General features: G+C 45.1%; 18 protein-coding genes. 8 read left to right on the top strand and 10 right to left on the bottom strand.

Going from position 1 to position 23449, the window contains the following annotated elements; genetic code table 11:
- Positions 1 to 138: 138 nt before the first annotated feature.
- The 3 genes from VEA_RS10105 to VEA_RS10095 form a co-directional block, all read right to left on the bottom strand.
- Positions 139 to 651, bottom strand: a complete 513-nt coding sequence (locus tag VEA_RS10105; RefSeq protein WP_041852965.1) for a prepilin-type N-terminal cleavage/methylation domain-containing protein — start codon at positions 649 to 651, stop codon at positions 139 to 141.
- Between the two features lie 193 nt (positions 652 to 844).
- Positions 845 to 2188, bottom strand: coding sequence for a sodium/glutamate symporter (locus VEA_RS10100; RefSeq protein ID WP_041852964.1), 1344 nt, complete (start codon positions 2186 to 2188; stop codon positions 845 to 847).
- 575 nt (positions 2189 to 2763) lie between these two features.
- Positions 2764 to 3450 (bottom strand): DNA-3-methyladenine glycosylase I, encoded by a 687-nt coding sequence (locus VEA_RS10095; RefSeq protein WP_012841859.1) that lies wholly within the window; start codon positions 3448 to 3450, stop codon positions 2764 to 2766.
- Between the two features lie 86 nt (positions 3451 to 3536).
- Between VEA_RS10095 and VEA_RS10090 the strand changes: the two genes are divergently transcribed.
- Positions 3537 to 3731 (top strand): hypothetical protein, encoded by a 195-nt coding sequence (locus tag VEA_RS10090; RefSeq protein ID WP_005394200.1) that lies wholly within the window; start codon positions 3537 to 3539, stop codon positions 3729 to 3731.
- A gap of 98 nt (positions 3732 to 3829) precedes the next feature.
- Here the strand turns inward: VEA_RS10090 and VEA_RS10085 are convergent, their stop codons facing one another.
- The 3 genes from VEA_RS10085 to VEA_RS10075 form a co-directional block, all read right to left on the bottom strand.
- The gene (locus VEA_RS10085; RefSeq protein ID WP_012841858.1) at positions 3830 to 6640 is read right to left on the bottom strand and encodes an Hsp70 family protein; all 2811 of its coding nucleotides are present in this window, start codon (positions 6638 to 6640) and stop codon (positions 3830 to 3832) included.
- Positions 6641 to 6701: 61 nt separating this feature from the next.
- A complete protein-coding gene (locus VEA_RS10080) occupies positions 6702 to 8657 on the bottom strand; it encodes an Hsp70 family protein (protein WP_006741563.1) in 1956 nt (651 codons plus the stop codon).
- Positions 8657 to 9289 (bottom strand): DUF2760 domain-containing protein, encoded by a 633-nt coding sequence (locus VEA_RS10075; protein ID WP_006741562.1) that lies wholly within the window; start codon positions 9287 to 9289, stop codon positions 8657 to 8659. The genes VEA_RS10080 and VEA_RS10075 overlap by 1 nt, the downstream gene beginning before the upstream one ends.
- Before the next feature lie 289 nt (positions 9290 to 9578).
- On the opposite strand from VEA_RS10075, the gene VEA_RS10070 reads away from it, so the two are divergent.
- Together VEA_RS10070 and VEA_RS10065 are read left to right on the top strand one after the other, a co-directional pair.
- Positions 9579 to 11120 (top strand): sensor domain-containing diguanylate cyclase, encoded by a 1542-nt coding sequence (locus tag VEA_RS10070; RefSeq protein ID WP_006742955.1) that lies wholly within the window; start codon positions 9579 to 9581, stop codon positions 11118 to 11120.
- A gap of 83 nt (positions 11121 to 11203) precedes the next feature.
- Positions 11204 to 11734, top strand: a complete 531-nt coding sequence (locus tag VEA_RS10065; protein WP_005394213.1) for a 3'-5' exonuclease — start codon at positions 11204 to 11206, stop codon at positions 11732 to 11734.
- A gap of 251 nt (positions 11735 to 11985) precedes the next feature.
- Here the strand turns inward: VEA_RS10065 and VEA_RS10060 are convergent, their stop codons facing one another.
- The 3 genes from VEA_RS10060 to VEA_RS10050 all read right to left on the bottom strand — a co-directional run bounded on the left by VEA_RS10060 (position 11986) and on the right by VEA_RS10050 (position 14917).
- Positions 11986 to 12426: a tellurite resistance TerB family protein gene (locus VEA_RS10060; protein WP_005394215.1), complete on the bottom strand. Its 441-nt coding sequence runs from the start codon at positions 12424 to 12426 to the stop codon at positions 11986 to 11988.
- 190 nt (positions 12427 to 12616) lie between these two features.
- On the bottom strand, positions 12617 to 14557 hold the full coding sequence (locus VEA_RS10055) for an alkaline phosphatase D family protein (RefSeq protein WP_012841857.1): 1941 nt from the start codon (positions 14555 to 14557) through the stop codon (positions 12617 to 12619).
- A 9-nt stretch (positions 14558 to 14566) separates the two neighbouring features.
- Positions 14567 to 14917 (bottom strand): VC1380 family protein, encoded by a 351-nt coding sequence (locus tag VEA_RS10050; RefSeq protein ID WP_041852963.1) that lies wholly within the window; start codon positions 14915 to 14917, stop codon positions 14567 to 14569.
- A 237-nt stretch (positions 14918 to 15154) separates the two neighbouring features.
- On the opposite strand from VEA_RS10050, the gene VEA_RS10045 reads away from it, so the two are divergent.
- Positions 15155 to 16459, top strand: coding sequence for a MipA/OmpV family protein (locus VEA_RS10045; RefSeq protein ID WP_006742954.1), 1305 nt, complete (start codon positions 15155 to 15157; stop codon positions 16457 to 16459).
- A 62-nt stretch (positions 16460 to 16521) separates the two neighbouring features.
- A complete protein-coding gene (locus tag VEA_RS10040) occupies positions 16522 to 16941 on the top strand; it encodes a hypothetical protein (RefSeq protein WP_244265467.1) in 420 nt (139 codons plus the stop codon).
- Between the two features lie 79 nt (positions 16942 to 17020).
- On the opposite strand, the gene VEA_RS10035 is transcribed toward VEA_RS10040, so the two are convergent.
- Positions 17021 to 17605, bottom strand: a complete 585-nt coding sequence (locus VEA_RS10035; protein WP_012841853.1) for an FMN-dependent NADH-azoreductase — start codon at positions 17603 to 17605, stop codon at positions 17021 to 17023.
- Positions 17606 to 17940: 335 nt separating this feature from the next.
- Here VEA_RS10035 and hrpA point away from each other — a divergent pair, with 335 nt between their 5' ends.
- The 3 genes from hrpA (at position 17941) to VEA_RS10020 (ending at position 23154) form a co-directional block, all read left to right on the top strand.
- Positions 17941 to 21777, top strand: a complete 3837-nt coding sequence (gene hrpA, locus VEA_RS10030; protein WP_041853037.1) for an ATP-dependent RNA helicase HrpA — start codon at positions 17941 to 17943, stop codon at positions 21775 to 21777.
- Positions 21778 to 21959: 182 nt separating this feature from the next.
- Positions 21960 to 22439 carry an outer membrane beta-barrel protein gene (locus tag VEA_RS10025; protein WP_005394221.1) on the top strand — a complete coding sequence of 160 codons (480 nt, stop codon included), beginning with the start codon at positions 21960 to 21962 and terminating at the stop codon, positions 22437 to 22439.
- Positions 22440 to 22638: 199 nt separating this feature from the next.
- Positions 22639 to 23154 carry an outer membrane beta-barrel protein gene (locus VEA_RS10020; RefSeq protein WP_005394222.1) on the top strand — a complete coding sequence of 172 codons (516 nt, stop codon included), beginning with the start codon at positions 22639 to 22641 and terminating at the stop codon, positions 23152 to 23154.
- Positions 23155 to 23449: the final 295 nt, after the last annotated feature.

Raw genomic sequence — 23449 nt, 5'->3', positions numbered from 1 at the left:
ACTTGTTTTCTCGCTGCAAGCTAACTATGAAACAACATTATGTGAAATAGTTGTTAATAATGGATTTTGGGGCCAGTATTCTGCTAAAAGCGATGAAAGCACCAAAAGTGCAACTGTCACTTTCACTCACTAGGAGAACTAGCAGTCGTCAGTTTGTATTTTGTAGCTGACTTGGCCACCTGGAGTTTCTGGGTAGTAAACTTCGACATAACACATATGGTCTGGACCAACAGGTTTGTTTGCAAAGCCGATAAGGAAATAGGGTTCGTCCGGGCTGTCTACCCCGTACCAAGTATTGATAGTGAGTTGAGGGTCGAAACCTGCCAGCTCTTTTGCGGGAATGACATTCTTAATAAATCCAAAGTAACCAATTAGGTCGTTATTGCCGTCATTATCTAGATCAATGTTATATTGTTTGCCGCCATCTATCGTCTCTTGAGATTGAATAACGGCTTTAGTGTACACAAAGTTGTTTGCAGTCATGAGCGCTTCCCTCGCGCCATATAGTACTGCCACTCGGGCATCTTTTTGCAGACCAAGAAATTTAGGAAGGGCAATAACACTAACGACACCAAGGATAACGATGCACACAATGAGTTCAATGAGGGTAAATCCTTGAGAGCGATGCACTGCCTTTTCTCCATGAGTCATGAATAGTTTGGCCGCTATTTTGATATAAAAATGCGTAGGTCAAGTATTAAAAAAGGATGGGAAGGGGTGACCAAGCTTGCAGATCTTAAATATAAAACAAGTTGCTTATTTGTTGCATGCTGGTGGGAGGCGGCTATCGAATAAGGGGAGAGAGTTAAATTCGGGAGGATAAAATACCTCCCGAAATGAGCAATTAAGACTCATTTGCGACGGCTTGACCGCTACGCTTAAACACAAATCGCCAAATAAATAAGACAACGGCGATATAGGTTAGACCAACACCTAACGCTTGCCAGTGCATGCCGTTATACATTGCGATTGGCATAAGCGAGATGATGAAAATGTCCGTAATTGAGCCTGGAACATAAGCGATAGCATAGTCGTCTAACACTTTACTGCGCATTTTGGGGTCGACAATGCGTAATAACGCGATACCCATAGCGACTGTACCTGTTAACCATCCCCAAGAGAAAATGCCTTTCTCAAACCAGTCATCTCCCATGATGCGAGGTGCAACCCAAAAGATAAGCCATAGCGTGAACGCGATACCACCAATTGCGAGCACTACCATTGGCATTAAATACTGCGCTAGAACCGTGATCTTAATCGCTGAGATACCAAAGATGATCAGGTAATCCGTACTAATACCCGCTGCGTGTTTGAATGCGCCGTCACATAGGTAATGAGATGCCTTGGTTTGCTTAGCGATGATTCGAACTAACATACCGCCCAGAAAGCCAGTAACGAAAGTCGGAATTTGTACCTTATCGTGGAAAGAAGATAAGTAGTTGGCTGCTACATAAGAGAAAGCGGTTACCACTACAACCAGCGCCGCGTGAATCGCGAAAGAATCGACTGACAATGATGACATCGTATCTTTCATCACAGGTTCTTGATCGTCAGGTTTCACTAAGCCTTTGCGTTCGTGTTCGTCCATGCTGTCGAATGTCGTAAAGCTACGAATCCAGCCCATTTTCAACGCAAACTGAAGCATTAACATGCCCACCGAGATTGAAATAAAGATCCCAACCGTGGCGAACGTTAAACCAAGTGTAAAACCATCTTCCCAACCAAGTCCCGTGAAGATTTCACCGACTACAGATGCTGAACCATGTCCGCCCATGAATCCCGCGGACATGGTTACGCCAAATCCAGGATTAATGTCAGGCCAAAAGAAGGTGGTAAGTACTAAACCAAACATTGCTGCAAACAGCCATTGCGACACGGATGCAATTTGGTTAAACGCCCACAATGAGCCTGCTCGTTGAGCAACCACTTTTGGTGACGGGACATCTGTTGCTAAACCCAACGCAGAAAAAAGTGCAGCAGTTAAGAGGCTTGCGTTTGCGGTAAAGGTATCTGTCCAAGGTAATACGTTAAGCAGAGCTGGGCCAAAAATAAGACCAAATAACCCAGCCAATACAGCAGATGGAATGTACATGCGTTGTAGTAAAGGCATATGTACACGAATTACTTTTGCTGCAATTAATAGTAAGCCAGCGATGGCTAAGTCAGTCAGCATTAGACCTTTTGGCATTTCTTGTCCTCCAGTAAATGCGTTCAAGGGGCTCATCCTTTTAACCAGCCTTGATGTAATAAATAACTTCCAGCACAAAACCACGAAAATAGTCACTCATGTGACATCGCGTCATGGTTGTTCTAGTCAGCACTCTATTGCGCTGTCGAATTTGTATTAACGGATCTGTTGATCCTTAAATCTATAAAGTGAGTGCAATTGTTGTGAGTGCTCACGAAGTGTTGAGAAATTTGAATAAATTCCTCGATCAAGTTTCTGATAGTTCACTCAGGAAGGGCGTGTATCCTAGTCAGTTTGTCAGCGCAATGCAATTGAGCGTCATCAATATTTAGTGCCTAAAAACTGGGCACTTGTAATTAAATATTTGATAAATAAAAATATTGAACAAGAAAAATAATTTGTCGATATGATAACTTTTTGTGATTTGAAGGGGGATTTTGCCACTTTAAGGAGGGATTTTTTGGAGGAATCGAGAAAGTAGTAATATCAGCAAGAGCTAAAGTAGAGTGATTCGTGCAAATATCATGCGTTATAGGGGGGCCGGAATTTCGCCCCCAGAGCTACAAAGTGCTTGTTTAAATTCGGTTGTCACCAGTACTAAACGCGATAATTTGACTGATTTCGGTCAAGCTTCTTCCACTTTCTTGCTGCCACTGAATAAAGGCTTTATTAGCAGAGTCCAAGGACTTTTTCGTGTCTTTGCCGCCTTCAATGATCTTGCAGTTGCGTAAATAAGCTTCGACATCGTTAGACAGAATAAAAGTGTCCACGCCCATTTGGCGTAAAGTGTAAGGGCCTGTATTTCCACCCAAACGACTACCATGCTTCTTCAAGTAGCCCCATAGATCCGTGATCTTTTCCCGAGGCCATTCAGCAATCATGTTACTGAACGAGCCATATTCGATTCTTGCTTCATGGATCATGCGAGCGTTGGCCGGAATCGACATGACTTTAGTGAGGTGGCGAATAATGCGTTTGTCCGTTGCTTTGGTTTCCCATTGTTCGTCAGACAGCATCAATAGTGGCTCAATCTTAAAGCCGAAGAACACTTCTTCGAAGTTCGGCCACTTGTTGCGAACCACGCTCCACGAAATCCCGCTTTGGAACACCTTCATCGAAAAAGCGGCGAGCCAACGGTCATCGGGAATCGCTGCTAATTCCTCTTTACTTAATGGGTGAGACAATAGCGCTTCAAGCTGATCTTCTCCGCCTTTTCGCTCAGCAGCACGTTGATAAATCGCGTCAAATTTTTCGATACTCATAAAAGAAGTTAGTCCTAGTTTATGTCGATATTTGCGAAACATACTACGCTTAAGTGGCTGAATCGTAAATTGATGGAGTGTCACAAATGAAGAAGGTCACATTAACGTTTGTCGGGGAAGGTTCGGAGCGTATCGCGGATAAATTTTATACTTGGCTGGCTGATGGCGGATTAGAAGACAGCTTAATTGAAACTCTATCGGACAGAGAAGTGTCGGTGGTCGGTATTAGCGATATGGATAACGAAACGCGCGATGTAGTGATTACGACAGAAATGAATTAGCGCGTTGTACACGATCAAAACTAAAAGAATGCGATACAACAAAGCCCTTCGTCGGAAGGGCTTTGTACTTCTAACTCGTCTTCTTGTGTAGAGTGGATTTAATGATGAACTAGCGTTAAACCGCTTGGTAAAGCATCACCGAAGACGCGTTTTGATTCGCTTTCTGAAAGCTCTTTCACTTCTTTAACTAGTGATACCCAAGATTCGGGCACTTTACTTTGTTTCAGCTTCGTTAGAACTTGATCTCGGTAATCGTCAGAAATATCAAACAGGCGGTCACCCGTCTTACGACAAATCATTACGGCTGCGAACGCGATCATTGGCTCTTTCTGCCAGTTCTGCTCTAACAGCTTAGGCAACCACTGTTCTGCTTGTTCACGAGGAATGACGTTGTGCTGGCTGCCATAAAGTGGTGTGCGAGAAGCCAAACGTCCCATCGCCCACCAGTGCGCTTGTTCAAACTGGTTTTGGTTGATCGCTTTACTCAAGAACCACGTTGCCAATAGAACTTTATCTTCCACTTCTAGATGCTCTAGAGAGGCTGAAAGACGCACCATGGATTCATAACCCATGTCTTGTGCCGCTTTGGCGGATTGTGGGTTTTTCATCGCGCCAGGGTGTAGGTATTTCGCGATGTCCGCCAAGATGGTCTCTTGTTGCTCTTGGCTCAAGCCACCTGCGATACGACGCCAGAACACCCACCAGTCTGTCCAACCTTGATGGTTCTTAAACTGAATGTTTTGTTGGTAGAGACCCCAAACTTGCTCAATGCGCCATGAGTCGGTTGGATCGCCAAAGCCTGGACGCAGTGCAAAACCTGCCAAACGAAGCCAGTTTTTCTCGTGCTGTTCAGAACGACGGCGACGCTTACGACCTTGTGCAAAGGTATCGAAAAGTTGACGGAGTGTGGTGAAATCCCACTCGTCACGTTTGCCGAGCTTCTTCTCAAGATCTTTGGCTAAGGTTTTGATCTCTTTGCCTTCTGCGCTTTTCTTATTACCGCTGTAAAGGCGAGCGATCAGCTCCTTACATTCGTTCAGTTTAGGGTGAAGCTTAACTTGTTCACTGTCGTCGGTTTGCTTGTTACGGACTTCGAATTCCAGCTCCCAACGTTTGTTGTCGTCTTCTGCGCTGACACATTCCATCTTAAGTGTGCCGACTTCAGTCAACTGACACGCCAGTTGTACTTCTACGCGCTCTTTCTGGTTGGCTTGCAGTTCGGCACCTTCACCTTCAAGGGTGGTGATGTAAGGCGGTAGCGGAGCAAACAAGTCTGGGTCAACATCAACCATCACGCCATTTTGAATGGCGGTGTTATTGGTTAAGGTATCGTGGGTAGAAGTCAGCAGGTTAAAGCGGACTGGCTCTCCAAGAGTGAGCGAGAAACGACGACCGCTTAAACGGATCTCATGGCCTTCTTCTGTTCCTTTTGCAAGTAAACAGAGGGCTTTACCCATTTTGTTTTTTTCTTGAAGATGCAAGAAGTAAGAACGCGCTGCACCACCACCAATTTTAAGCTGCGCACCACGACGTGCTTTACCAAACGCAACAGCACCCAGTGCAACAGACCAATCTGGATGTGGGTTCTCTAATACCGTAACTGGTGCACCGCGCCAGTCAGAAAGTAGGGCGGTGACACGTTCAGTCACCAGATCACTGTTAAACACGCCTCCGTTCAACAACACGCCAACTGGAATCGCGTTTTGTTTATCGTCTTCAATGCCAAGAGCGGCACGAGCGACTTGCTGGTGCTGAGTTAAGAACTCGGCAACGTGCTTGCTCACCGCTGGGTCAGCAACGTATGGAAGGCCAAACTCGACAACCGCGCTACGACGTTTGTCTGGTACGTCACTGAAATCAGAAAGCGGGAAGAAGCCATCTAATGCGATTTGGTGCACTTCTTGTTTGCTTAGAGCAATACTCTTTGTGCCCCCAAGTAGCTTAGAGCCGCTACCTAACATGGTGATCTTCACTTCGTCAGGTGCGCTCGCTGAAAGCAGGTTCTCTTTCGCTTTACGTGTTTGCTGAATTAGCTTTGTTAGGCTTGCTGCAGTGAGCTTCTTACTTTGATTGAAGCGGCTTTCTGCAAGGTGTGCTAATGCTAAGTCGAGGTTATCACCACCCAGCATCAAGTGTTCGCCAACGCCAATACGATCAAGGGCTAGCTCATCTTGAGAAGAGAAACTTGCTTCAATCAAACTTAAGTCGGTGGTACCACCGCCCACATCGCACACCAGAATCAGCGGTAACTCTTTGAGCTCATCAGCTGCGGTTTTCTGATGGCGTGCGTACCAGTCGTAACATACGGCTTGTGGCTCTTCGAGCAGGACGATTTTCTTTAAACCTGCCAACTCTGCGGCTTCAAGCGTGAGCTTACGAGCGGTTTCATCGAACGATGCTGGAACGGTCACAACCACATCTTGGTCTTCTAGCTTGTTACTAGGATGACGGTAGTTCCATGCTTGACGAATGTGGTTAAGGTAGCTTGCGCTGGCAATGACGGGCGAGACTTTATCTACGCCTTGCGCGCCAGCCCAAGGGAGAATGTCTGAGCTACGATCTACCGCTTGGTGCGATAGCCAGCTTTTTGCACTGGATACCTGACGTCCTTCCACCTTCGCGCCTAATTCACGAGCCCATTCACCCACGATCACATTGTTAATGTCGCCAGCAACAGGTTCGTTGTCCCAAGGAAGAGTGAGGTCAGAAGGGGAGATTTGACCTACAGCTGGATGATAGCGGAAAGAGGGCAGAAGTGGTTTACGAACGACTTCGCCCGGACCAATTAGTTGGTCGATGTCAAATAGGGATACTTCGGATTGTTCAAGGTTGTCGGTGATTTCACAGTAGGCCACCACAGTGTTTGTGGTGCCGAGGTCAATACCAACAAGGAAACGAGGAGATGCCATACAAAACCAAACCTTCGTGTATTTAAAAACGGCACCCGATTGGATGCCGTTTGACTTCTAATTATTGTTCTTCGTTTGAGTCACTTTTCGCGTCTTCGCGCACATCGAACTCAACATGCCATTTTTGCCCGTTATCAGCGGCAATGGCTTCTAAGTAAAGCGTACCAAGCTCTGTTACGCGAGAAGCTAGGGTAACTGGAACCACTTCACCTTCACGACGACCTTCTGATACAGGCAGCGTTACTTGGATTTCTGGTAGCTCTTCAAGCTCTTCTGGTGCCCAGTAGTCAAGGTGAGTACCTGCTAGGTCGTCACGACGAACGGTTGAGCCGAAGAATTGGAAGTTAACTGGCTGGCCGATGATCAAACCAAACTCTTGGCTTGGTACGTCAACGCTTGAGCCTTCTTCCATACCAAATGGTGCTACACACAGCGCTTCCATTGGAGGCGCCATGCCCGGAATCGCAGGCATCGCACTTTCGATACCCACGTAGTACGCCGAAGCAATACCGCCGCGGATACGAACGCCTTGACCACGACGCACAGAGCCGTAGTAAGCCGCACCGCTAGCAACCGCAAGGTCTAGATCCACACCTGTTAGGCGTTTCGCCATTTCTGCGTCTGCTTCAATTAGCCATTCGTTAATCGTGTCTTCTAGATGAGTGGCTAGAAGTTTTGATTTCAGCACACCACCGTTGAATAGGATTGCCGTTGGTTTGATGAAGTCAGCCGATTGCGCTGCATCCGCGCCTGGCATACCTGGCATGTTTGCAAATGGGTTGAAATCTTGAGCTTGCGCTGATTCACCACCGCTTTGCGCGTGTGCTTGCTTAGACAAGAATGCTGCAATGTGGCGAGTAATACCCGCATCTTGTGCGTAAGGCAGACCCATTTGTGTTAGTGCACCACGGTTACGTTGAACAGGGTGGTCGGTAATCGCAACTTGAGGGAAGAAACCGTCAACTAATGTCTGTTGTACTTCTTCTTGAGTCAGTTCAGTTTTCAGCGTTGCGCCAAGCAGTTTAGAACCGCGGCTTGGTACAACGATTGGCACTGACTGAAGCTCGCTGTCGTTCAATAGCGCTTCTTTAGCATCACGACATGCGTGCGTCATCGCCTGAACTTGCCATGGCTGTAGCTCTTTGCCTTCTTGCGCGAGCTTCATCTTCAAGCGGTACGCAAGTGCAAGGTCCATGTTGTCACCGCCAAGTAGGATGTGTTCACCTACCGCGATACGGTTCAGAGTTAGGTTGCCGTCGTCTTCAGTTACTTCAACCAAAGAAAGGTCAGTTGTACCACCACCGATATCGACCACAAGTACGATGTCGCCAACTTCAACTTCGTCGCGCCATTTGTCGTTGCTGTTATCAATCCAGTTGTAAAGTGCAGCTTGTGGCTCTTCTAGAAGCGTTAGGTGCACAAAACCAACGTTGCGTGCAGCTTCTGCAGTTAGATCACGAGCCGCAGGATCGAAAGAAGCCGGAACCGTAATGGTAACGTCTTGATCGGCAAGGTTGTGATTTGGGTTCGCGTGATTCCAAGCATCTTTTAGGTGCTCTAGGTAAAGCTCTGTCGCGCGAAGAGGGGATACTTTTTCCACTTCTTCAGGGCTACCTGCTGGCAGGAAGGAATCACGACGATTCACACCTGCATGGCAAAGCCAAGATTTCGCACTTGCAACAAGGCGAATCGGTGTTTTTGAACCTAGGTTACGCGCGATAGCACCAACCAGAGCTTTTGGCTCACTCGACCACGGAAGAACGCGTGATTGCGGGTTCATTTCGTGTTCGTGTGGTTGGTATAGGAAAGAGCCTAATTGGCTACGAGTCTCTACCGTACCCGGCGCAGTCAGCTGCGGGATAGGCATTACTTCTACGCGAGCGTCTTCGTCGTGCGTATCAACAAAAGACATGACACAGTGTGTTGTACCTAAGTCGATACCAACACTGAATTTAGGCGTCTGTTGAGTTTCAACAGACGCTTCTTGAGAATGGTTTTCTTGGTTCATGTGTTCCATTACAGCTCAACCTCGGCTGGAGCAATCACAGATGCATCGTAGTTTTCAGCCAGTTTAGGCAGGTTCATAGACGTTGCCTTCCAACCTTTGTGAACTAGAGTGCCGTGGAACGGCGCGCTGCCTGTCACGTTACCAGTTAGGCGGATTTCTTGTGGGTTGAAGCCTTCTTCAACCGTAATACGAGTTTCTTCTTCTTCGTTGCGAACGTGCGCAAGTGTTACGTAATCGTTCAATACTTTCTGGCCACCAGTATGAATTACGCGAGCTGCTGCGCCGACTTCTTCATCAGAGAATGACGTTAGGTCTTCTTGTAGGAAGTCGATCAGACGAGCTTCTTGCTGCATGATAGAAAGTAGCTGCATTGCAGAATCAGTAGAAGCTGTTGCGAGTTTCGATTCAACTTCAACGACTTTTTCTACGACCTTCTCAACTTCAACGACTTTTTCTACTTCGACGATCTTTTCAACTGGCTTCTCAACTTCGACGATTTTCTCGACCGGTTTTTCTACGACTTTCTCAACCACTTTTGATTTGCGAGAGACCGCGACTAAAAGAAGCAAAACGCTCGATGCGGTTAGGCCAGCGTGAAGCATATCGAACGTTTGAGGAATTAGGTTCAAATCAATGTTCATGACGTTTTTTCTCTTTCTATTGATTATTGGTGCTCAGTATTGGCTCATATGTGTTCACTAAAACGATCGTCTTTGCGATCTTGCACCAAGTTTAGACATTAAAATGATGACGGATGGTAGCATATTCAAGGCTTAAGGCTGTAATAATTCGTGACTATACCGTACGAACAGCGTGAAAAATCGACGATCGGACTGCCCAGCATAGGTTGTTGCTTGATGTTTGTGCGTTGCTAACGCAGTATTTCAATAGATCCCGAAGTTTAACTTACGGAAGTATCAAAATTACGATATGACACAAAGCACCGCTCACAAGAGCGTTATCAAACGACATTCAGACTCTATTCTAGCTTTTGCAGCGACGTTGTGTGTCACTGCTGGTGTGGTCGGTGCTGCTTATACGATGCAGCAACGGTATACGCAGACGACGTTTGATACTTTAGCTGACCGACAAGCAGAATCACTGAAAGCGAACGTCGAAAATGATTTAAAGTTTATTGGTGCAGGTGCAAACTTTTTTCATTCGATTGAACGCACCTATTGGTCTTCGTTCCCAATGTATGCGGAACACGTAATCAATAGCTCGCGAAGTCTAATTGGACTTCAATGGATGCAAAAGGTCGAATTCGAAGACCTTGATGAGCATATTTTAAAGACCCGTCAAACATTTCCTGATTTCCAACCGTTTACCGTTCCTAAAGATGGCCCCAAAACCTACGGGTACATTTTTGAACACAAAGAGCCAATTTTTATCGCATCGGATATTTATCCAAGAACACCAGAAAACCTTTCTCTACTGGGTTTCTATTTTTCACGTAAACGCTTCGCTCTCATCTTGGATGATATATCCACAAATGGGCGAGCGAATGTCTCGGATAAAGTTCGCTTACTGCAAGATGGGTATGACAAGTCCATTCCTAAAACTGGGCTGCTAGTGTTCCATCCAGTGTTTGACTTCGAGAACCAACATTTATTAGGTGTAGTGACAGGGGTGATTCGAAGTACGGTTTACTTTGAGGATTTGATCACGAAAACCGCGACCGAGCTAGATATGTCGGTGCGCGTAGAAGATTTAGGCTTTGACGCAGCAGATGACCCCGTTCTCTTCCAAAGTTCAAACTGGGACAACATTCGAGGAACGGTTATAAGCCGTACCATTCAACTGCCTAATCGTGAGTGGCGGATTGATTTTAAACTTTCTGATGCCGTCTCTGCTTGGGAGCGTTCTATTTTAGCGGGCACGACATTAGCCGGGTTGGTAATCGCCTTTTTGATTAGTTGGATTGTGAATTTACAGTCACGAGAAAAAGAGCGCTTGGCGGTCATGTTAGAGCTTAAAACCGTCGAATTAAAAAGGATGGCTGAGCGTGACCCTCTAACTCAGTTACTCAATCGCCGAGCGTTTAACGATCACTTGCTTAGCCAGATAAATAAAGGTGTTAGCTTCGCATTGGTTGGTTTTGATATCGACCACTTCAAAGTTATCAATGACAAGCATGGTCATTTAGGGGGAGATGAAGCATTGCAGCATGTGACTAAGCTAGTCAGTGCGAATCTAAAACCTGGAGACCGATTTTATCGTGCTGGTGGTGATGAGTTCTGTATTATTTCTAAAGTCATTGATAAAGAAGCACTGGAAGCTTATCTGGAAAAGTTGCGGAGTATCGTGGCAAGTACGGCTTTTGACTATGGCGATACTTCAATCATTTGCACGTTAAGTATCGGCGCGGCTGTCCATAAAGATGAAGATCCTGAAAGCTTGTATCACAAAATGGATAATCAACTTTATTTGAGTAAAAAAAACGGTCGTAATAATGTGTCGATTGGCGATTAAATGGGCGCGCAAATTCGAGTTTTACACCGTGTTACGGTAGAATCGCACGCTTTAAAATTTTATGTTAGGAATCAAGACAAACTATGAACCATAACCGTATTGTATGCTTCGATTTAGAAATGTGTTGCTGGAACGAAAATGGCGTCGGCAGCACGGGTGAAATTATCGAAGTTGGGTTGGCTGAAATAGATTTGTCTAGAGGCGAGATAGTCAAGCGAGCTCAATACTACGTAAAACCTGAACATGATGAAGTTTCGCTGTTTTGTGCCGAGCTAACAGGTATTACGCCACGTAAAATTGAAAAACAAGGACGCCCATTAGAAGAAGTGCTTAAATCCATGGTTAAGAACTTCGGTGGTCGTAACAAGATTTATGCATCATGGGGCCGAGATGACCTCATCCTGCTTGAAGAGTGTAAGCAAAAAGGTATTGAAGCGCCATTTACGGAGTTCATCAACTTAGCGACGCTTTATCGCATTCAAAATCGTCTTAAGGATAAGCGTATTGGTCACCGAGCAGCTCAAGAAGCAAAAGGCATTGATTGGGAAGGGCGCCAACATTCTGGTTATGTGGATGCGTACAATTTAGCGAAGCTTGCTCTGACTATGCTTTAATGGTCCGATATAGATAGGCAAACTTGTAATCAAATCGTCATTCACCCATTGTTGTTTTGTCATGGAATCTGTTTAGTGTAGAGCTCGTTAAACACATTCATATCTTGACCAGTATTTTAATAACAATGTCGTTGGCTTATCGAAAAAACGCGCGTAATGCGCGTTTTTTTATGGCTATAAAACTCATCTTCGACATCATTTCACGGTAGACTTGAAATAGCTTGCGCGACTTACATGTTTACCTTGTTGTCTTACTGAGATTGCAACTTTGCTCGAATGAACTCACTGTGATCAACGTAGAGTAGTTCTGCTGTTTTGCGGATCACTGCATCTTCTAGTGGATCAATTTCGCCATCGGCATACGCCACTTCCCACATGCTTTTGATTAAGTTGTAGCGCGTTTCTTGAGTCAGTTCTCTCAGTTGAGAAGTAAAATCGTACAGAGACGCAGAATCTTTTATTTTCTGTTGCGCTTGCTCTAACAAAGCGTTTGATTCTTCTTCATTTAATGATAGGAGCTTCATCAATAATGAACGCTTTGTTTCTTGTTCTTTATCATCGACGTTATGGTCTGCGCCAGATACTTCACACAGCAAGCACGCGATAGCCATATTTGGAGAGAGTGTGTTGGTTTGGCTTAAATCAGAACCTTCAATGAGCTGTTTAAATAATGAGGTAAGAGAGTTAAACATATTGAACACCGAGCTATTGTTTATTTGGTTAACATGGTCATAAATACGGTAGATCTCAAGGTGTGGTATCAAATTTAGCACGCCGTTGACAGTCAAGAGCTTTGCTCATCTACCCAAATCCCTCGTACTTTTAAGTTCAGTCAAAAATGACTTGTCTTCAAGAAAGGGCAAGTCATTTTGGGAGCGAGATTTAGCCTTCTGCACGAGTTGGTGGAAAATGTACCTCTTCGCCATCGCTCGTTAGAATGCTAATTTGGCTCGGCTTTCCTTCGTCATCAAGACGCAGCTCACCAATGGCGCTGTGGTTAACTAAGCGATAAAAATTGTGCGAACTTGGTGCGCGTTTGTAGATCTTTAGCCGCTTACGTTTTGTGAACCAGTTTAAAGGCGAACGAGGGCTATATAGCAGTCTATCTAGACCATCACAAATATTGAGCAATTGGGTTGGGAACTGATTTTTAATCCCGCTACAGGTGATTTGATAGATATTCGGACTATTTTTTCGGTAGCGAAGTTTAATGTCGTATGCAAAAGAGTAGTGCACGTCGCCAGAGAGAATAACGAAATTGGTCGGCGTCTTAGTATGTGTAAAAATACTAATAAGCGTATTCGCACTTCCGGGGTGCGCCATCCAGTTTTCAGCATCGACCATCAATGGTTTACCAAGCATCGTCACTACTCGCTGCAGTGCTTCGATAAACTTCACTCCGAACATTGGCGCGGCAGAAACAATGATAACTTTGTCTTGATGAACAAGTTCTTGGTGGAACTCAATCATTGCTTCCCAGTCCATTAACCCAGAGGGCTTGTTCATTTTAGACTCAGAACGCCAGCGTCTGGTTCGCGTATCTAGCACGACAACTTTTGGCGTCGTCGGAATGGTGTAATGCCAATTCTCAAAGCGATGCAAATATTGAATAAATGCATCTTGAGTTTGTGAGGAACCCTCGTTGAAAAAGTGTCGAGCGATACTCATAAACTCATCATTGAATTTTTCTGGCGCGTTTCCCCACCCTTGGCAGAGCCAGTAGGCAATCAGGCTGTTCCCGATAATACGTTTCGCAAAGGCGTTGCTGTACGCGGCTTGTTCCCAGCCTATGGTAAGGTTCCAATCGTCGGTAACATCGTGATCATCAAAGATCATGTAGGTTGGAATGTGAGCAAGTAGGCGTTGAACCTTATCCAGACCTGAGACGAATTTATCTATTTGAGCTTTTTCTTCGCGCCATTGCTGCTGCCATTTGGGATCGAGAGTTGCTCCGCCGACAGTAAACTCATTTTCTAATAAGCGATCTGTCCGAATGAGCTTCCATAAGGTTGGAGACCAAACCAATAAGTACATTGCAAAGCATTCGGCAAAGCTTATTAGATGGTTTTCACACTCTTTGGCGCTGAATATTGGCGTCCCTCTGTGTGGGAAAAACGTACTCAGTAAACTGCCATCATTCACATAATGAGGCAACAATTTGTCCCGACCATAATAACAAGCTGAGTGCTGGTAGAGGGCATTGGTATTTTTTATCGGCGCTTGCTCGAATTCTTCGCCCGGTAAACCGAGCAGGGCAATGACTTGTTCGATGGCGTCCAGAGTAGGGCCTGCAACATGGTCTGCGTAGATTTGGTCACCACTCATGATGAGCATATCTGGTCTTTCTTCGATGGTTTGAGATGCGATTTTATGATCCGCAGCGACCAATGTATCTTTACTGAAGTGGTGGGGATTCCGGCACGAGCCATGCAGAACATAATCTGCTTTTTCGCTGATTAGGAACTCAACGCCCAAATTTGGACAGTTATCTCGTTCATAAGTCAGATGAGGAAGCAGTTCCGTTACTGAGCCGTGTTGCGTTTGTATTTGATAGCGTAACGTTTGATGGGTCGGAAACTCGCCCTTTAATTGCAACAAACAGCACCACGCATTGAGACCGATTTGAAGCTGTTCTTTTTGCTCACTTAAAGGGGCTTGATGAAGGACGGAGGCGTTTTCATCCGTAATTTGCACCATACCCTCCAAGCGTTGGGTGGTGACTAGCCAAATATTGATTTCAGTTGCGGTCACTTTGCGCAAAATCGGACCTGCAACGATAAGAGGAAGTGAAGATGTTTCAGTCGTATTCATCAATGCTGGCAAAACGGCTCCTTATGTGTCAGCTTCTTCTTCTAATATTTCGATAACTTGGGAACTGCTAAGTTCATGTCCCATAAGGAATAAACCTAGCATAGCATCGGCTTTTGACGCGTTATCACTGTCTTCATCCAAAATTTGCTGAAGCCGCGTTCTGATTAGATCTATTTCGTGCTCGACGAAGCCGCGTCCCTCCTCGTCTCCCTGACCATCTTCTGGAGCATTATCAAAGTGCAAAAATAACATGTCCCCATCAAGTTGAGTCCCTATCAACCTTTCAGGCAGCCATGCTTCTCCCATCACAATGTCTGGGTCCGTGTCTGAGGGTATATGATTCAAGGTAGAGATAAGTTCTGATGCTTTCACTTTTTACTTCATTATGTTTGATTTAGAGCTAAGCTAGAGTTTTAAGAGCTTGTTACGATAGTAAAAATATTCACAAATAAGCTCATCTAGGCGTGCAATATTAATATAATCTTGGGACTCAAACTGTCACGAGGATGACAACATTTGTCATTGTAACGGCTATCATCAGAAGAACATAAGCTTTAAATGGCAAATCATTGATGTTTGCCTGCTTCTCAACCAACATTTTTCGAACTCATGAAGAGATTAATTCTAACAACACTCACTTTGCCTTTAGCTGCGATGGCTTCTTCTGCGTATGGTGTAGAAGAGCAAACGTGGGGAATTGCAGCGATGTATCGCACTGCATCGATCCCGTTTTATACCGCCGATAATGACTCGACGGTGAGTACATTTGTACCAATGATGTTCTTTGAAAACGAGCATTTGTATATCAATGGCATTGAAGGCGGCGTTTTTCTGTATGACGAGAGTGATTCTGACTGGCGCGCGAGTGCGATTATGCGATTGAGATTTGTTGATATTCCCATGTCGCTACAAAATGCCAATGAAGGGGACAGAGTCGACTTCGGTGGTCAAGTTCGTTATAGCATTAACGACAACTGGCGCGCAGAAGTAGAATTAATGACGGACGATGAACTCCAGTTTCACTCTAATTATCGCCTTGCCGCTAATTATGCGTTTGGTGATTGGGAGTTAGAGCCATCTATCACGATTCGATACAAAGACGCTGACTTCAACAGTGAATATTATGCGTTTAAAGATGTTACTGGGGAAAGAATTGGAGCAGGACTTGACGCCAACCTCGGCATCAAAGCGCGTTATCATGTGACTTCCAACTTGTATTTATTGGGGGAAACGAGTGTCACTCGCTTAGATGATAATGCCTACAACAGCCAGCTTGTAGAAGACCGATATCAAGGTGAAGTGTTTGTCGGTTTTGGCTTTTTCAACGATAAAGGCAAAGCTCCGAAATCAGCACTGAGCAATAAACCATACCTACGTATCGCGCATGGTTGGGCGACGCCTTCAAATATTGGTGAAATATTTAGCTTTGAGAGAGAAAAAGACCCATACAACAATCAACTTACTTCACTGTTTTATGGGCACCCGCTAACGGACGAGTTGTTTGGTTTTCCTCTTGGTATTTATTTAACGCCAGGTTTGGTTCATCACTGGTCGTCAAGTGTTCAGTCCGCGAGCACAGAATACGTGATGGCGATTAAGGCTTATTATACCGTTAATTGGCCAACGACTTGGCGATTTGGTGTTGCGGAAGGTATGTCATACGTCGACAACATTACCTACATCGAAGGAACCGAAATGGAAGACAAGGGTTATACACCAAGTAAGCTACTGAACTACTTAGACTTCTCGTTTGATGTAAATATAGGTGACTTATTCAACCAAAAAAACTGGGAAAATATGTGGGTGGGTTATTCATTGCATCACCGCTCAGCAATTTTCGAAAGTGCGTCCCAGTTTGGGCGCATTAAAGGCGGGAGCAACTACAATACCATTTACTTCCAGTTCGAGTTTTAGAGCATCGTAAGATGCATATAGGTCGGATTTGCAACTGACTTCTTTATCGCCCATTATGAGTAATGATGAATAATACAATGCTGCTTTCAACGCGAACCTTCGTGTATCGTGCCAAAGTTAAGGCTGTTTGTGATGCATCTGATGAATCGGATGGCATGAGCACCATGAGTATCGACTCCTCATTCAATATTCAAATTGAGGCGATAAACTGTACCAACGATGAATTTGCCAAGCGCTTTTTTGTCGTCTTCGGGGAAGGACATTTAGAGGGTGATGAATGGTTAGTGTTGTACGTCAATTCTCTTGAGGTTGACGTTGGAGACGATCTCGAAATTCCGAGTGATGTCGCGTTTGATGCGATGATTGAGAATATGATAAACGAAGCTGAGCAGTCTTTGGAAAAGCTCTATCACGAAGCGCTACACAACTTAGAGAAAGTGAATCGCTCTGGGAGAAATAAGATAACTTCTAAACACGATTAGGGTATTTTGATCGACAAGGGATTGGCGCGAACCAATCCCTTGTTATTTGTATTCTACTTGTTCTTGAACTTAGGCCAATTTACGCTATCGCTGCAAGTTGGCTCTGCGCTTCAGAAATGCCTTTCGCAGCGAAATCTTCACCCATGTTTAGCGCTTCCGCATAAACAAATTCCACATCAGTGATACCAACGAAACCTAGCACGGTACGCAGGTATGGTGTGACGTTGTCTGTTGGTGAATCTTTATGGATACCACCGCGAGTCGTGATGACAATCGCTTTCTTACCTTCGATCAAGCCTTGAACGCCGTTTTCTGTGTATTTGAATGTCACGCCAGCGCGAGCAATCAAATCAATCCAGTTTTTAAGCTGAGTCGGAATCGTAAAGTTATACATTGGTGCGGCAATAACCAAAGTGTCTGCGGCTTTTACTTCTTCAATAAGGGTATCCGACAGTTCGACAACCGCTTGTTGTTCATGTGAAAGATCTTCCGTTGCGCGAAGTGCAGTGGCAACGGCGAAGTCCAAAACTGGTAATGGGTTTGCAGCCAAATCACGAACAGTTAGCTTGTCTTGGTCTACATTTTTGATGAAGTCTTCAACCAGTTTGTTTGATTGAGAGTAATCGCCAAGGATGCTTGATTTTAGAGCTAGTATACGAGACATAATGGTTATTCCTTAAATAAGTGCTTTTGACTATGGGAGCCATTATAAGCGAGGCACGTTGGTTAAAAAGCATAGGGATTCGCTGAACATGTTCGAAAAATTTGAATGTGGTTTCGGTTATCTTGTTGCAGATCTTGTGTGATACAATCCGCGCAGTTTTTGTAATGAAAAGAATAGGAAACGCTTTGACTTCGTCACAGCCCCCAAAAAAGAATCCCGCTGAAGAGCAAGCGACACCGTCAAATGGTGTGCAAAAGGCGACAGCGAAACAAGATAAAGCACCTCAGGCTCAAGTGAATAGCGCGGCGTCTCTACGCAAAGCGTTAAGCCAGTGCATGATGCGTGACCGCTTCCGTTTAAGTAAACGCATTTCTGGTGCGAGCAAAATTAAGAAAGATGCAGCACGTAATGCTGTGTTTGATGAAATTGCACTCGACATTGCTAAATCGATGATGGTTGCGGAACAACGCAGCAACTACAAACCAACGATTGAATACCCAGAAATTCTGCCCGTCAGCCAAAAGCGTGACGACATCGCTAAAGCGATTGAAGAAAACCAAGTGGTTATCGTCGCGGGTGAGACCGGTTCTGGTAAAACCACTCAGCTGCCAAAAATCTGTGCTGAGCTTGGTCGCGGTAAGTACGGTTTGATTGGCCATACTCAGCCTCGTCGTCTTGCGGCGCGTTCGGTTGCGAACCGTATTGCCGAAGAGATGGAAACTAAGTTGGGTGAGTTTGTTGGTTACAAGGTTCGATTCAACGATCAGATCTCTGAAAATACCCAAATCAAATTGATGACGGACGGTATCTTGCTGGCTGAAATTCAGCATGACCGTTTCTTGAATCAATACGACACCATTATTATCGATGAAGCGCACGAGCGCAGCCTTAACATCGATTTCATCTTGGGTTACTTGAAAGAGTTGCTACCACGCCGTCCTGATTTGAAAGTAATTATCACGTCGGCAACCATCGACCCAGAGCGTTTTTCAAAACACTTCAACAATGCACCAATCATTGAAGTATCGGGTCGTACTTACCCAGTAGAAACGCGTTACCGCCCACTAAGCGGTGATGACGACAATGATCGTGACCAACTTGAAGGCATCTTCGAAGCGGTCGACGAATTGTGCGATGAAGGTTTAGGTGACATCCTGATCTTCATGAACGGTGAGCGTGAAATTCGTGATACCGCAGATGCACTGTCTAAACGCAATCTGAAGAGCACCGAAATTGTGCCGCTTTACGCGCGTTTGTCGGCGGGCGAGCAGAACAAGATTTTCCAACCTCATGCTGGTCGCCGAATTGTACTGGCAACCAACGTGGCAGAAACCTCGCTAACCGTTCCGGGTATTAAATATGTTATCGACCCGGGCACGGCTCGTATCAGCCGATACAGTTACCGCACCAAGGTTCAGCGTCTTCCAATCGAGCCGGTTTCTCAGGCGAGTGCGAACCAACGTAAAGGTCGTTGTGGTCGTGTGGAAGAGGGTATCTGTATCCGTCTGTACTCAGAGGAAGATTTTGAGTCGCGCCCAGAGTTTACCGATCCCGAGATCCTGCGTACCAACCTAGCATCGGTTATCTTACAGATGACCGCACTTGGCTTGGGTGACATTCAAGCCTTCCCATTTGTGGAAGCGCCGGACAAACGTAACATCCAAGATGGTGTTCGTTTGCTGGAAGAGCTTGGCGCGATTAATTCTGAGGTAAAAGACCCGAAAAAACGCCTGACTTCCATCGGTCGCCAATTAGCTCGTTTGCCAATCGACCCACGCTTGGCGCGTATGGTTTTGGAAGCGCCAAAATATGGTGCGCTTAAAGAAGTGATGATCATTGCAGCGGCCTTGTCGATTCAAGATCCACGCGAGCGTCCTTCAGACAAACAACAATCATCAGATGATAAGCACCGTCGTTTCTTCCATGAAGAGTCGGACTTCCTGACGTTTGTGAATTTGTGGGAATACATCCAAAAGCAGCAAAAAGCGTTGTCTAGCAACCAGTTCCGCAAGCAGTGTAAGCAAGATTATTTGAACTACTTGCGCGTGCGTGAGTGGCAAGACGTGTACTTCCAAATTCATCAGTCGATGCGTGAGATGGAATTCAAACTTAACGATGAGCCTGCTTCTTACCATGGTGTACACAGTGCGATCTTGGTTGGTTTGTTGTCGCACATCGGTATGAAAGACCAAGAAAAGAATGAATATCAAGGCGCGCGCAACGCTCGTTTCCATATCTTCCCTGCATCGGGTCTATTTAAGAAACAACCTAAGTGGATAATGTCAGCCGAGTTGGTGGAAACCTCGAAACTTTGGGGCCGTATCATTGCCAAGATTCAGCCGGAGTGGATTGAGCCATTAGCCAAACACCTTATCAAGCGCAGTTACAGCGAACCGCATTGGTCGAAGAAACGCGCGGCGGTGATGGCGCACGAAAAAGTCATGCTTTACGGCGTGCCAATCGTACCGAAACGTTTGGTGAACTACGGCAGTATCGATCCGACCGTTAGCCGCGAAATCTTTATTCGTAGTGCATTGGTTGAAGGTGAGTGGGAAACCAAACACGCGTTCTTTAAGCAAAACCGTAAGCTTCTGCAAGAAGTGGAAGAGCTTGAACACAAATCTCGTCGTCGTGACATCTTGGTGGATGATGATGAGCTGTTTGATTTCTATGACCAACGTGTTGGTACCGAAGTGGTGTCTGGTAAACATTTCGATACGTGGTGGAAAAAAGCATCGAAAGAAGATCCTGAACTGCTGAACTTTGAAAAAGAGATGCTGTTCAAGGGCGATGCTAGTCATGTCACCGATTTGGATTACCCGAACTTCTGGCATCAAAATGGTTTGAAGCTCAAGTTGAGTTACCAATTTGAACCGGGCGATGATAGTGACGGTGTCACAGTGCATTTGCCGTTGCCGATTTTAAACCAAGTTGAACCAGCGGGCTTTGACTGGCAGATCCCGGGTTTGCGTCATGAGCTTATTGTTAGTTTGATTAAATCGCTGCCGAAGACGATTCGTAAGAACTTTGTGCCTGCGCCAAACTATGCCGATGCATTCTTAGCACGCGTAACACCAATGGAAGCACCGCTGCTAGACTCGCTAGAAAAAGAACTGCGCCGCATGACGGGTGTAGAAGTATTGCGTGAAGACTGGAACTTGGAACAGGTGCCTGAGCACTTGAAAGTCACGTTCCGAGCGGTTGATCATCGAAATCGCAAACTGAAGGAACATAAAGACCTTCACGAATTGAAAGAGAGCTTGAAAGACAAAGTTCAAGAAACACTTTCCAAAGTGGCAGATGACGATATTGAACAGCAAGGTCTGCATACGTGGAGCTTCGGTGAATTGCCGAAAGTGTATCAACAAAAACGTGGTGGCTACGATGTAAAAGCCTATCCAGCACTTGTTGATAGCAAAGACAGCGTTGAAATCAAACTCTACGAAACGGAGTACGAGCAGATAACGGCAATGCGTGCTGGTCAGCGTCGTTTGATTTTGTTGAATGTGCCGTCTCCAATTAAATATCTGCACGCTAACTTACCGAACAAATCGAAGTTGGGTTTGTATTTTAACCCTTACGGCAAAGTGCTTGATCTGATTGATGACTGTATCGCCTGTGGTGTCGATAAGCTTATTGAAGAGCAGGGTGGCTTAGTTTGGGAGCCAGAGAAGTTCGAAGCGTTGAAAGAACACGTTCGTGCTGAACTGGGTGATACCGTCGTAGAGATCGCGAAACAGGTTGAGACTATTCTGACAACGGCGTTCAGCATCAATAAGAAGCTAAAAGGCAAAATCGACTTCACTATGGCGTTTGCTCTGTCGGATATCAAAGCACAAATTGAAGGCTTGATCTTCAAAGGCTTTGCGACGGAATGTGGCTGGAAACGCTTGCCGGATATTCTTCGCTACATGCGTGCGATAGAGCGTCGTATGGAGAAGTTGCCAATCGATCCAAACAAAGATCGTTTACACATGCTGAAGATTGAATCTGTGACTCAAGACTATAAAGAGTTGCTGAACAAGATCCCGAAAGGTGTGGCCATTCCTGAAAACGTAAAGGAAGTGCGTTGGATGATTGAAGAGCTTCGCGTGAGTTACTTTGCTCAACAATTAGGCACTCCTTATCCTGTTTCAGATAAACGAGTCAAAAACGCGATTGATGCTTGCTAATCAACCAGTAAAATAGCGTCAGATTTGTAATTATCGCGTATGAGGTTACTGGTACACTAATTGCTAGTAACTCAATAAGCGTAATTTTTTAGTTCTGGGAGGCAATGGTTCGCCTCCCTTTATTTGTAGTACCAACGACTGAGTTATGCAGACGTGGGAATAATAAAGAGTAAAGGTAGATGATGAAAAAAACTCTATTAGCAGTGGCGCTACTTGGCGCATCTTCTGCGGCAATGGCAGATTCTTGGATTTACGGTGGTGCAACAGTAGGTCAGTCTGACTACAAAGGTGAGACGGATACATCATACTCTGTTCACGTTGGTACAGGCATCCTACCTATCATTGGTATTGAAGCAGGTGTGACGCAACACGGTGAATTTAACGTAAATGGTCAAGACACTAAGCTAACGTCTTACTACGCAGCACTTAAGCCAAGCATCGACTTTGGTCCACTGCATGTGTATGCAAAAGGTGGCTTCCACCAGTGGGACAAAGAAGTGAAAGGCGGCAAAGACGATGACGATTTGGATCTAATGTACGGTGTAGGTGCTGAGTACTTCATTTTTGGTCCGATGTCTGTTGGTGCTAGCTACATGAACTACACGGCGGGTAAAGACGATATCGGCACGTTCTCTGTTAACGCAACACTGCATTTCCTATAAGCGTCTAGCTTTCTAACACCCATATGAAAAACACCGACTTTATGTCGGTGTTTTTTTGTCTGGAAGTCACAAAACAAAAGCTGAACATAAATTATTCACTTTTGGATCTTAAAATGCTCATGCTTTCCAATATATAGTGGCGATTAAATGCGCATATTTGCGTAATGTTTCGCTTAGGAATCGCTCAGGAAGGGATAGTATGAAAAAAACACTCTCGTTATTAGCTCTAACGTTGTGCTCAACATCAGCAATGGCTGACTCATGGATTTACGCTGGCGGTCAAATTGGTCAATCTGATATCGATAGCGAAAACGATACAACCTACGGTATTCATGTAGGTACTGGTATTTTGCCATTCATTGGCATTGAGGCAGGTTACTTTAACCACGGCAAAGTGGATTTATCACTGAGTGGCAGCAGGGGTAGTGCTGATTTTGATTCATTCTATTTAGCAGCGAAACCAAGCATCGACTTTGGGCCGCTTCATGTCTATGCCAAAGGTGGCATCAATGCATTCAATGTTGATTATGACGGCGGACTGAGAAATCTAGATAAAGATGATGGTGTCTCTTACATGTATGGTGTCGGTGCCGAATACTTCTTGCTCGATAATGTTTCTATTGGGGCAAGCTATCAAGCGTTTGGCGTGGATATTGACAGCGATAGTGACACCGTGAGCAGTGTGACAGGGAATATTACCTTCCATTTCCTATAATAATCAGTCTCTATGAAAACGTTACTGACTTGGTTTCATCGCTAGCTTTGAAACTAAGTCAGTGTTACTTATCTCAATTTATGCGTCCATCAATGATAAAGCCACAGAGCGCAAGTATTTCCAGTGCTTTTCCAACGATCAAATTACGATAAAATCAATCGTTAGACCTCATAATTTTTGTGTTGATATTACTTTGTTCTTATCTGCCTTTAACTGAGCCAAAAATGCAATAAATGGCGATTTTTTGCAAAAATATGTGATTACTGCTAAACTTCGCCCCGCTTTAAAACTTTAG

It is taken from the genome of Vibrio antiquarius (assembly GCF_000024825.1).
Classification (GTDB): domain Bacteria; phylum Pseudomonadota; class Gammaproteobacteria; order Enterobacterales; family Vibrionaceae; genus Vibrio; species Vibrio diabolicus.
The sequence above is the reverse complement of the archived record's forward strand: the minus strand, read 5'-3'. Positions and strand labels throughout refer to the sequence as shown.

Bases quoted from the DNA above. Each gene is read 5' to 3' on its own strand.
- VEA_RS10105 (WP_041852965.1), bottom strand. From the start codon at position 651: ATGACTCATGGAGAAAAGGCAGTGCATCGCTCTCAAGGATTTACCCTC.
- VEA_RS10100 (WP_041852964.1), bottom strand. From the start codon at position 2,188: ATGCCAAAAGGTCTAATGCTGACTGACTTAGCCATCGCTGGCTTACTA.
- VEA_RS10095 (WP_012841859.1), bottom strand. From the start codon at position 3,450: ATGAGTATCGAAAAATTTGACGCGATTTATCAACGTGCTGCTGAGCGA.
- VEA_RS10090 (WP_005394200.1), top strand. From the start codon at position 3,537: ATGAAGAAGGTCACATTAACGTTTGTCGGGGAAGGTTCGGAGCGTATC.
- VEA_RS10085 (WP_012841858.1), bottom strand. From the start codon at position 6,640: ATGGCATCTCCTCGTTTCCTTGTTGGTATTGACCTCGGCACCACAAAC.
- VEA_RS10080 (WP_006741563.1), bottom strand. From the start codon at position 8,657: ATGGAACACATGAACCAAGAAAACCATTCTCAAGAAGCGTCTGTTGAA.
- VEA_RS10075 (WP_006741562.1), bottom strand. From the start codon at position 9,289: ATGAACATTGATTTGAACCTAATTCCTCAAACGTTCGATATGCTTCAC.
- VEA_RS10070 (WP_006742955.1), top strand. From the start codon at position 9,579: ATGACACAAAGCACCGCTCACAAGAGCGTTATCAAACGACATTCAGAC.
- VEA_RS10065 (WP_005394213.1), top strand. From the start codon at position 11,204: ATGAACCATAACCGTATTGTATGCTTCGATTTAGAAATGTGTTGCTGG.
- VEA_RS10060 (WP_005394215.1), bottom strand. From the start codon at position 12,426: ATGTTTAACTCTCTTACCTCATTATTTAAACAGCTCATTGAAGGTTCT.
- VEA_RS10045 (WP_006742954.1), top strand. From the start codon at position 15,155: ATGAAGAGATTAATTCTAACAACACTCACTTTGCCTTTAGCTGCGATG.
- VEA_RS10040 (WP_244265467.1), top strand. From the start codon at position 16,522: ATGATGAATAATACAATGCTGCTTTCAACGCGAACCTTCGTGTATCGT.
- VEA_RS10035 (WP_012841853.1), bottom strand. From the start codon at position 17,605: ATGTCTCGTATACTAGCTCTAAAATCAAGCATCCTTGGCGATTACTCT.
- hrpA (WP_041853037.1), top strand. From the start codon at position 17,941: ATGATGCGTGACCGCTTCCGTTTAAGTAAACGCATTTCTGGTGCGAGC.
- VEA_RS10025 (WP_005394221.1), top strand. From the start codon at position 21,960: ATGAAAAAAACTCTATTAGCAGTGGCGCTACTTGGCGCATCTTCTGCG.
- VEA_RS10020 (WP_005394222.1), top strand. From the start codon at position 22,639: ATGAAAAAAACACTCTCGTTATTAGCTCTAACGTTGTGCTCAACATCA.